We start from the raw sequence: 9,371 nt of genomic DNA, 5'->3' as shown, positions 1-9,371 counted from the left end.
AATGGCAGAGTTGGAAAAACAGATTAATCGACTTCCCCATTTGCCAAAGTGGTTTGTGGAAATCCCTTATCAAACCACTTGACTATTGGATCATCTTTTTTATGGAGTTCTCTGAGAGGAATACAAGCCAGAAGGTCGCTGCCCGCAGATTGCTAGAAACCAGTTTTAGGACAAGTATAAAAATGAGATGCTCCCAAGTTATAAGTTACTTAGGATCGGAAAGAAAAAAAGGGAGACAGTGAGCGATTAGGAGTATCTAAACAAGTCTGTTTCTGATTAAGATCAAAATAATTGAGGAAATTATGTAATGACTAAAAATTCCAATAGTAAAAAAAATATTAGCAAACTAGAACTAATAGGATATTTATTTACATTTTTTTCGTTTATGATGGCTATCTATACATTTTTCTTATGCAAAGAAAATGAGATAAGAAAACAGTCTATATTTTGGTTTTTTGGGTCTTTTGCCGCCGCTTCTATTTCTTATATCGATCAATTTAAAGTTGGAGATATTGAATTAAAACTCCAACAGCAAAAAGAACAGATAGTCAATGCAGTGGGAGATAAACTTCAAGAACTTATCAGAGATAAACTGAGTCTAGTTGATTTACTGGAAGACTCAATAACCGAAGACCACAGAAAAACAAGAGATGATCAGAATAGAAAGTATTTAGAATGGTTAAATAGTTTGCCAGAAGATAAAAAGTTAGCAACTCAAAAAATGAATACAATATTTCAGCTAACACAACGGAGTTTAAGAGTATCTGATTTTAAAAAAATGCTTGCCAAAGCATCCCTATATCAAGGAAATACTGAAAATGAAGAATTTGATAGAGAATTAACAAAAGCAATTGAAGAGTTCCAAAACAAATATGGATTGTCTCCTGATGGAACTTGTGGACAGATAACACTAAGCAAACTAAGTAAAGTTGTGAGGGGCTAAAAAACTAAATCTCAGGATTGGCAATTTTCCCTGCTTTCGCGTTCATCACTTAGTCAGTATTTAGGATTATCTCAACGACTCTTAGTGACAGATAATCGTACCAGTATGCCTGAACATTTAGAGGAATATTGGCAAAAAAATCAACAAATCTGGGGACTGTTTTGGATACGTCCCACAACAACAATGGGAAAACTAGCCGAAGAATTAATTATGATTTGGGAAACTACCGAAGCAGAAGGATGGATCGATTTGTCGATTGGATTCCTTTTTAATTAATGATATAATAAGATTATTACCGTCCTTTTTATGCTTGATTATTAATTTGAATGACTCGCCAAATTCATGACCAATTTGCTAAGGAATATCTGGAGGAATTACTAACACCTCTAGGGACGATTAGAAAAAGTAAGAAAGTAAAAAGTGAGGTTCAAGAAATCGATGTCTGGTTTGAACCATTTAGCTCACCTCCTCCCACTGAGTTACCTTTAGGATTACTTGGAAAAATGGCGGCTACTTCCTGTTTGTTTGAACCTTTCCGCAATCCCCCGACCGAGGTAGAGATTCGCAGTTGTTTGTCAAAGTTATACACGGTTCATGGGGATGTCTTGAGAAAAGCGAAACGGTCAAACAAAACTCTAACAGAAGCTGAACTACCAGTTCTCTGGATTCTAACGCCCACCTTTTCAGCTAGAATGATTGAAGATTTCGGGACTCACAGCGATGAGAGTAATTGGTTAACAGGGGTTTACTTTTTAGCGAAGTCTCTCAAAGCGGGCATCATTGTCATTCATCAATTACCAGTAAATGAAGACACCTTATGGTTGAGAGTATTAGGTAAAGGAGGAACTCAAAAACGAGCAGTTGAAGAGTTAGTTGAACTGCCAGAACGCAATCCTTTTCGAGAGAATTTATTAGAAATCTTAGCGAACTGGCGCAAAAACTTAGAGTTGAGAGATAATTTAAGTACCGAAGAACAGGAGGACATCATGAACTTATCACCAGCTTATCTAAAGCAACGAGAAGAGTGGAAATTAGAAGGAAAGCAAGAAGGGATAGAACAAGGTAGTTTAGAAGAACGGTATTCCCTGATAACCAGTCTTCTGGAAGGACGCTTTGGCCCCCTAGATTCGGAATTATCCAGTCTGGTAGAAAAGATTGCCCAACTTCCCATCTCGGAACGCACCGGGTTACTTCTTTCTTTGGCGAATTTATCCCGCGAGGAATTGTTAGAAAGATTGTAAATTTCGTTTCTCGCTTTTCTTGTGGTCGTTCAACGATAATTGTTTTCCTTTTGTTTTTGCCGATAAGCTTCAAATTCGGGGTTACTGGCAAGAATTTGACGGACGCGCTCCCGACTTATGCCGTATTGATCGGCTATTTGCTGATAGCTTAAGCCCTGCTTATGGAGTTCTAAAAAATCGTAACTTTTTTTAAGTCTTTCCTTTCTCTGTGCATCCCGTCTTGGGGTTGGACTCTTATTGCTAAGGTGTCTTACTATTTTTCTTCCCAACTCGGTCAAAGAATATTGAGGATTATGGAAACTAACCAATCCTTGTTTTTCCAATTCTTTAAGAATTTTATGTACTCTGGTTATATTATTATGAGTTGTTGCCAATTGCCGAGATGGATCGGAAAGTATCCCCATTGCCGAATCGATTTGAATCGGATAATCTAACATCCCTTTCAGAATCTGTTTCTGTTTTACTTGGAGATTGGCGATCATCTCTTCTAAATGTTGAAAGTCTTCATTTTCATCCATCGGAATTATCATTTTTAATAGACCTCTCCCTAGTCTGATAAAATCACAATCATAGAGTATTGTCAATAACCAGCCGTAGCTTGCCCAGTCGTTTATGCCTTGCTGATGCACTTTTTAAAAAATGGTGATAAACTCAACTGTACTGGGTACACTCTCCCTATCGGATGAATTTGAGAAAAAATCGAGAGAAAAAACGATGAACGAACGAGAAACATCCAACAAAATTGAGGCGGGCGGGGGTTTTCCCGTATTGCAATATTGGGCAGAAAAAACTCTCTCTCCTCAAGGGATTAAACTATGGCAAACCTTAAATCATAAAAGTGCCTGTTTAGCTTGCGCTTGGGGAACGGGAGGACAAAAGGGCGGTTTTGTCAACGAAGCGGGGGAAAGTCTGCAACGTTGTCTCAAAAGTGTCGAGGCAGTTACTTCCGAATTAATGCCAGGTATTAAAACCGATTTTTTTCAAACCTATCATCTCGCTCAATTACAGTCCTTAACCTCCCTAGAATGCGATCGCTTGGGTCGTTTCAGTTATCCCGTCCTCTTAAAAGCCGGAGAAAGTCACTATCAACGTATTAGTTGGGAAGAAGTGTATCGATTAGCCGAACAAGCTTTTCGTCAACCGTCCGAGACTATTGCCTCCTATAGTTCGGGACGTTCTTCTAATGAAGCCGCCTATCTCTTACAATTGTTTTTCCGGGCATTAGGAAGTAATAATTTAGCCGATTGTTCCGATCTCTGTCATGCCGCCTCGACCGTAGGCTTAAAACAGGTTTTCGGAACCGGAACTTCGATGGTCAGTCTGGAAAGTTTAAAACAAGCCGATTGTGTGGTATTGATCGGTTCTAACGCTCCGGCTAATCATCCTCGCCTGATGAATGAATTAATTCAAATTCGTGATCGCGGCGGTAAAATTATTATTATTAACCCGCAAATTGAAGTCGGATTGGTCAAATTCTCCTCGCCCGCTTTTCCGATTAAATCCCTATTGCGGGGCGGTTCCGATATTTCTACTCTCTACCTACAGCCGATTCCGGGTAGCGATACCGCCCTATTCGTCGGATTACAAAAATCTTTGATCGAACAAAATTTAGTCCGGTGGGATTATCTCGAATCCCATACAGAAAATTGGCAATTTGTTATAGATTATGCCCGACAAATACCCTGGGAAACCATTACTAAAACCTGCGGTTTATCCCGAGAAGAAATTGAAGCAACCGCCGCCCTTTTCGGCAATTTAGAGCGAGTGGTTTTCGCTTGGGCGATGGGGGTTACACAACAAGAAAACGGGGTAGATAATATTATCAGTATTGCCAATACCGCTTTAATGACGGGAAATGCTGGCAAAATCGGAGCCGGAACCATGCCAATCAGAGGTCATTCTAATGTACAGGGCTTCGGTTCTATGGGCGTTACGGTGAGATTACGTCAGGAAATCGCCGAGGCACTTGCTCAACTTTTAGGAAAGCCATTAAATATAACCGGCGGTTATGATACCAGGGCATTAATTGAAGCTGCCGAACGGGGAAAAATCAACACCCTTTTCTGTTTGGGAGGTAATCTTTATGGGGCAAATCCAGATTTAACTCAAGCCAAAAAAGCCTTAGCACAAATTGATACGATTTTTTATGTAGCTACTAAGCCAAATTTAGGACATTTTCAGGGATTAGCCCGACAAAATACGGTAATTTTACCTGTCTTCGCTCGTTTTGAAAATCCTCACCCGACAACAACCGAATCGGGCAATAATTTTGTCCGTTTTAACGAGCGGGGAAGCAGTCATCTACAGGGTTCCGATGTCGATATTATCTCGGAAGTAGAACTATTAACCAACATTGCCGTCAAGGTTTTAGGCACAAACCCGATTGATTGGTCGAGATTACACGACACCGCCTATATTCGTCAGTTAATCGCCAAAACGATTCCGGGCTATCAAAAAATCGGGCAATTAGATCAAACCCAAACCGAATTTACCATTAGCGGACGGATTTTTACCGAACCCCATTTTCCAACATCGACAGGAAAAGCGCAAATGTCCGTCACCCCTTTACCCACTTTAAAAGCGCCGCAAAAGCAAGATTTTAACCGACCGGAAAATGCCCCCGGAATTGCCCTGATTCTCGGAACAGGACGCAGTTATGGACAACATAATACCGTCGTTTACCAAGTGGGCGATAAATATCGGGGAATGCCCCACCGTCATTGTTTATTGATGAACGCCGAAGATGCCAAAAAAGCGGGCCTTCAAGAACATCAACGAGTCACCGTTCAAGGAGATGCCGGTAAATTAGAAAATATCGAACTTATTTTCGGTCCGATTCGCGAAGGTGTTGGCTTTATGTTTTATCCCGAAGCTAATGTTTTATTTAAGGCTAAAATCGACCCTCGCTGTGGAACCCCCGCTTATAAACGAGTTCCCGTCTGGGTTTTTTAGTTATCAACTCCTCTAATTTTCTTTTTTGGAAATAATGAAATAGAGTTAAGCAAGCGAATAATACTAAATCCGTTGAGTATAGGCTAGTTATGAGGAGAGGCACTCATGCAAGAGGCAAAAGGCAAAAGAGGGAATAGATAATCAGTCTTTAATAACTGGATTTAGTATAAATGAATTGGATTGCGCTCCCTATCGCTTCGATCGCATTTCTGTTATCCTATTCTTACCGTCATTAAAATAAGTAAACATGGGCGAGTTTTTGCTAACCGTATTAAGCATAGCAAGTTTATTTGCCGTCGGGATGGCTACCCCTAGCATTGCAAGTCCCGCATCTGGAACGACGAACTTGCAACTAGCTCAAAATCCTAACTGTAACAATCCCCAGACTCAAAGCCAAATGAACATTTGTGCCAGCATCGCTTATCAAAACGCCGATCGCAAGTTAAATCAAGTTTATCGACAACTACTGCCAAAACTGTCAGCTGCTCGCAAACAAAAATTAATTACCGCCCAACAAGCTTGGATTAAGTTTAGAGACAGCAGTTGCGAATTTGAAAGAAGTGCCTATGAGGGAGGATCGATGGCTCCCATGATTTACGGTTTTTGTTTGGCAGATGTCACCGAGCAGCGTACCAAAGATTTGCAGAGATATTTAGAAGATAGCGATCTCTAAGTCAGAATCGCCGTTGATATTACCGATAATTCCTTAGACGTTTACTGCACAACAGCCTAAGCGGGTGAGGGGAATCGAACCCCTATCATTAGCTTGGAAGGCTAGGGTTTTACCACTAAACTACACCCGCATTTTCTTAGCACTTTCGTTAGCATAACACGAATTGCCGATTTTTGCAAGTAGGGATTTTCAGCTTGTTAATCGCCCCTAGATGGTCATAGATTGCCTAAAAATCCCGATCGCTCCTTTTTATCCCCGATTTGGCTAAAAGTTTCTTCCACGCGATCGAGATCTAGTTGGGAGAAATTATCGATCGCCCAGTTAGACACTCTCTGCATAAAATGGAAGGGGTAGGTATGAGCGATTCCCACCACCTGCATTCCCGCTCTTTTTGCCGCTTCGCAACCGGCAAAAGTATCTTCAATCACCAGACATTCCCAGGGTTGCAATTGTAGATTAAAATTCCAACGATTGAATCTTTCTACGGCCAGTAAATAACCATCCGGTTGAGGTTTACTGGTGCTGATCTCATCCCCGGTGACAATGACACTAAAGTAATCCCCAAGGCCCGCCTGTTGCAAGATCGATTCTACTTCCGAGCGTATTGCTCCCGTCACCAAACCGATTTGTAGATCCCTGGCCTTAACCCGTTTTAAAAAAGAGTATATCTCTTCATAAATAGGAAGTTTCTCTAATTTTCCTAATCTTTCTCGGTATAAACTCGCTTTTTTGTTAATTAACTTGGTCAGATACTCCTCGGTCACTTGACGACCGCGACGGGTGAGAACATTACGCAAACAGACGCGATCGCTTCTTCCCAGACATAACTCCGCAAATTCCGACCCTAGGGGCAGTAAATTTTCTCCGATCAAGATTTCATTGATTAACTCTTGATGGATCGGTTCATCATTGATGATCACCCCATTAAAATCGAACAGAACAGCCTTTAACATCAATCTTAGACAGAAAAGCTAATAAATACTCAGTGTTCTTGATTATACTAAAGTTTTTCGTCGGGGCCAGGTGTGGGTAAGCTAAGACCCATTTTCCCCCAACCCCCCCCCCTAAGTAGGGTAGGGTTGATTCATGAATCAACCCTACTGTGAATAGACCTCTTGCATAAATCCGAAAACAAACGATAGAAACAATAATGGGAGGGACTTTCAGTTAATTATTTATTAGTAGTTGATAATCTTCAAAAATGTTGCTGTACAAGGATCGACTTAAGACTTTTGCAAGAGGTCTAATCAACCCTAGGGCAGGGGGGGGGAGATTCGGCTAATCTAAGAAAAAGCGGTTTAAATGCGTCTTAGCTTACAAGCTACAGGCAAGTTTTCCATTTTTGGGCGATAGAAAGGATTAATGCTTTTTCTGCTTGGGGTAAATTGGCAGCCTGTCGGTCGATTATATCGCTTAATTCCCCGATAATCCGATCTCTACTTCTCTGTGCTAAAGCCATTTCTGCGATAACTCGATTTAAACTGCTGATAGCTTGCCAAGTTTGCGGACGTAATGAAGGTTCTGCGGCAATGGGGGCAACTTTCAGGAAACCGATACTATCGAAAGTTGCTGCCCGACTAAATCGGTGTAAAGTTTGGGCTAGGCTATACATTTCTTGCCCGTAGGCGAGGGAACGTACCACAGCAAAGGCTTTTTCGGCTTTTTCGGTGTCCTGTTGGTGAAGATACCAAAAACCAGCGGCGGCGGCGCGAGCAGGAGTATCGAGACGGATTTTGCTGTCAGCAAGAGAAAACAGTTTCGCCGACGCGGACGCATATTTTAACAATTGCCAATCGGAGGGATTTTCTGCCAGACGGGAGATGCGATAGATAATTTCTGCCTCTGGGAATTGCGGTAAAACGCGATTAACGGCGGCAAGGACAGGAATAAACTGGCGGCTGTACCGAAGGTATTGATTGAGGTTATTAATAGCCGTTTCCCAGTCTTGCTGTAACCATTGTTGTAGAGTCGAGGTTAACCCCGGCAGCGGTAGAAGGGTAATACGGGGAAAAAGTCGTCCTTGGGGGCCCGCCAAAAGCCCGATTAGCCAATTATCAGGACGGAAAAAGGCGAATATAAACACCACGCCTAACACCACGCCGAACGCCAAGCCCGACACCGCGCCCGACACGCCCGACACGCCGAACACGCCGAACACGCCGAACACCGCGCCGAACACCGCGCCGAACCACACGCCGAACCACACGCACCACACCACGCCCAGCACCATCGCACCCAACGCCAAGCCCCGCGCCACGCCCAACGCCACGCCCGACAACACTAACCCCACGCCCGACACCACGCCCGACACCACGCCCAACGCCACGCCCCACACCGCGCCCCACACCGCGCCCCACACCGCGCCCCACACCGCGCCCGACAACACGCCCCACACCACGTCGCCTGACAACACGCCCGACACGCCCGACACCGCGCCCGACACCGCGCCGAACCCCACGCACCACACCACGCCGGGCACCACCAAAAACAACACGCCCGACAACTCGCCCACGCCCGACCTTGTCTCCCTTGACGCGAGCCACACCGCGCCCCACACCGCGCCCCACACGCCCAACAACACGCCCCACACCCCGCCCCACACCGCGCCCAACACCGCGCCCAACACGCCCAACACCGCGCCCAACACCGCGCCGAACACCGCGCCGAACACCGCGCCGAACACGCCCGACAAGCCCGACACCACGCCCAACACCACGCCCAACACCACGCCATAGGCCACGCCCGACGCCACGCCCGACGCCACGCCCGACGCGCGCAACAGCCCGCCCCACACCATGACCCACACCCCGACCTTAGACGCCACGCCCGACTCCACGCCCGACTCCACGTCCGACTCCACGCCCGACAACTCGCCCAACACGCCGAACACCGCGCCGAACACCGCGCCTGACACCGCGCCTGACACCGCGCCTGACACCGCGCCCAACACCGCGCCCAACACCGCGCCCGACAGCACGTCCCCCCAATTAACAGAAAGTCCTAAATTTGCTGCTATGCTACAGATAATTAGAACGATAATTACAGTTAAGAGAAGACCCTGAATCCTTAGACGCAATTGTACGGGATGGTTATCGCCGCCGCCTCTCGTTTCCACATACCAGCGCACTGCTTGGGGAAAATAAAACACCCAGTACAACAGCAAAAGATAATCAAAGGGATTCCATAAAGATAAATCGCGTCTGAGTTTAGGAGCGAGATTAATGGTGGGGACGGTGCTTTCCTTCATAATTTCTATCTCTGGCTATTTACCCGGTGATGGTTTATTAAGTAGGTAGGTGTTAACTGTCAAACACCCCCCTTATCAAGGGGGGCAGGGGGGATCAAACCCCCCTTATCAAGGGGGGCAGGGGGGACCAAACCCCCTCAAGGTAGGGTTGATTCATGAATCAACCCTACCTTGAATCAACCCTAGGGGGCAAGGGGATCAAAGACAAAATCTATCTTCTATTTAATCAGAACCACTTAATTATCGGAACTAAAAAGGCTTATATATATTTCGGCACGGATTCCCATTATACTAGAAAGTATAGGTCAAATCGAG

The 9,371-nt window shown here is 44.7% G+C and carries 8 protein-coding genes and 1 tRNA gene; 5 read left to right on the top strand and 4 right to left on the bottom strand.

The genetic code is table 11. The annotated features are described in order from the left end of the window. The first annotated feature begins 307 nt into the window (after positions 1-307). The 3 genes from H6G48_RS10875 (at position 308) to H6G48_RS10865 (ending at position 2,184) form a co-directional block, all read left to right on the top strand. Positions 308-943: a peptidoglycan-binding protein gene (locus H6G48_RS10875; protein ID WP_190721657.1), complete on the top strand. Its 636-nt coding sequence runs from the start codon at positions 308-310 to the stop codon at positions 941-943. Positions 944-1,027: 84 nt separating this feature from the next. Next, complete coding sequence (locus H6G48_RS10870) at positions 1,028-1,219, top strand: hypothetical protein (protein WP_190721655.1); 192 nt, start codon at positions 1,028-1,030, stop codon at positions 1,217-1,219. A 50-nt stretch (positions 1,220-1,269) separates the two neighbouring features. Beyond that, positions 1,270-2,184, top strand: coding sequence for an RpnC/YadD family protein (locus tag H6G48_RS10865; RefSeq protein WP_190721653.1), 915 nt, complete (start codon positions 1,270-1,272; stop codon positions 2,182-2,184). Positions 2,185-2,213: 29 nt separating this feature from the next. On the opposite strand, the gene H6G48_RS10860 is transcribed toward H6G48_RS10865, so the two are convergent. Further along, on the bottom strand, positions 2,214-2,714 hold the full coding sequence (locus H6G48_RS10860) for a helix-turn-helix domain-containing protein (protein ID WP_190721651.1): 501 nt from the start codon (positions 2,712-2,714) through the stop codon (positions 2,214-2,216). Positions 2,715-2,898: 184 nt separating this feature from the next. Between H6G48_RS10860 and H6G48_RS10855 the strand changes: the two genes are divergently transcribed. Both H6G48_RS10855 and H6G48_RS10850 read left to right on the top strand, forming a co-directional pair. Next, positions 2,899-5,136: an FdhF/YdeP family oxidoreductase gene (locus H6G48_RS10855; protein ID WP_190721649.1), complete on the top strand. Its 2,238-nt coding sequence runs from the start codon at positions 2,899-2,901 to the stop codon at positions 5,134-5,136. 247 nt (positions 5,137-5,383) lie between these two features. After that, positions 5,384-5,809: a lysozyme inhibitor LprI family protein gene (locus H6G48_RS10850; protein ID WP_190721647.1), complete on the top strand. Its 426-nt coding sequence runs from the start codon at positions 5,384-5,386 to the stop codon at positions 5,807-5,809. 59 nt (positions 5,810-5,868) lie between these two features. Here the strand turns inward: H6G48_RS10850 and H6G48_RS10845 are convergent. The 3 genes from H6G48_RS10845 to H6G48_RS10835 all read right to left on the bottom strand — a co-directional run bounded on the left by H6G48_RS10845 (position 5,869) and on the right by H6G48_RS10835 (position 9,056). Next, positions 5,869-5,939: transfer RNA gene (locus H6G48_RS10845), tRNA-Gly, on the bottom strand. Positions 5,940-6,024: 85 nt separating this feature from the next. Next, positions 6,025-6,762 carry an HAD family hydrolase gene (locus H6G48_RS10840; RefSeq protein ID WP_190721645.1) on the bottom strand — a complete coding sequence of 246 codons (738 nt, stop codon included), beginning with the start codon at positions 6,760-6,762 and terminating at the stop codon, positions 6,025-6,027. A gap of 368 nt (positions 6,763-7,130) precedes the next feature. Next, positions 7,131-9,056 (bottom strand): hypothetical protein, encoded by a 1,926-nt coding sequence (locus H6G48_RS10835; protein ID WP_190721643.1) that lies wholly within the window; start codon positions 9,054-9,056, stop codon positions 7,131-7,133. Positions 9,057-9,371 lie beyond the last annotated feature (315 nt).

The organism is Microcystis flos-aquae FACHB-1344, assembly GCF_014698375.1.
GTDB lineage: Bacteria > Cyanobacteriota > Cyanobacteriia > Cyanobacteriales > Microcystaceae > Microcystis > Microcystis aeruginosa.
The sequence above is the reverse complement of the archived record's forward strand: the minus strand, read 5'-3'. Positions and strand labels throughout refer to the sequence as shown.

Bases quoted from the DNA above. Each gene is read 5' to 3' on its own strand.
- H6G48_RS10855 (WP_190721649.1), top strand. From the start codon at position 2,899: ATGAACGAACGAGAAACATCCAACAAAATTGAGGCGGGCGGGGGTTTT.
- H6G48_RS10860 (WP_190721651.1), bottom strand. From the start codon at position 2,714: ATGATAATTCCGATGGATGAAAATGAAGACTTTCAACATTTAGAAGAG.
- H6G48_RS10850 (WP_190721647.1), top strand. From the start codon at position 5,384: ATGGGCGAGTTTTTGCTAACCGTATTAAGCATAGCAAGTTTATTTGCC.
- H6G48_RS10875 (WP_190721657.1), top strand. From the start codon at position 308: ATGACTAAAAATTCCAATAGTAAAAAAAATATTAGCAAACTAGAACTA.
- H6G48_RS10835 (WP_190721643.1), bottom strand. From the start codon at position 9,056: ATGAAGGAAAGCACCGTCCCCACCATTAATCTCGCTCCTAAACTCAGA.
- H6G48_RS10840 (WP_190721645.1), bottom strand. From the start codon at position 6,762: ATGTTAAAGGCTGTTCTGTTCGATTTTAATGGGGTGATCATCAATGAT.
- H6G48_RS10865 (WP_190721653.1), top strand. From the start codon at position 1,270: ATGACTCGCCAAATTCATGACCAATTTGCTAAGGAATATCTGGAGGAA.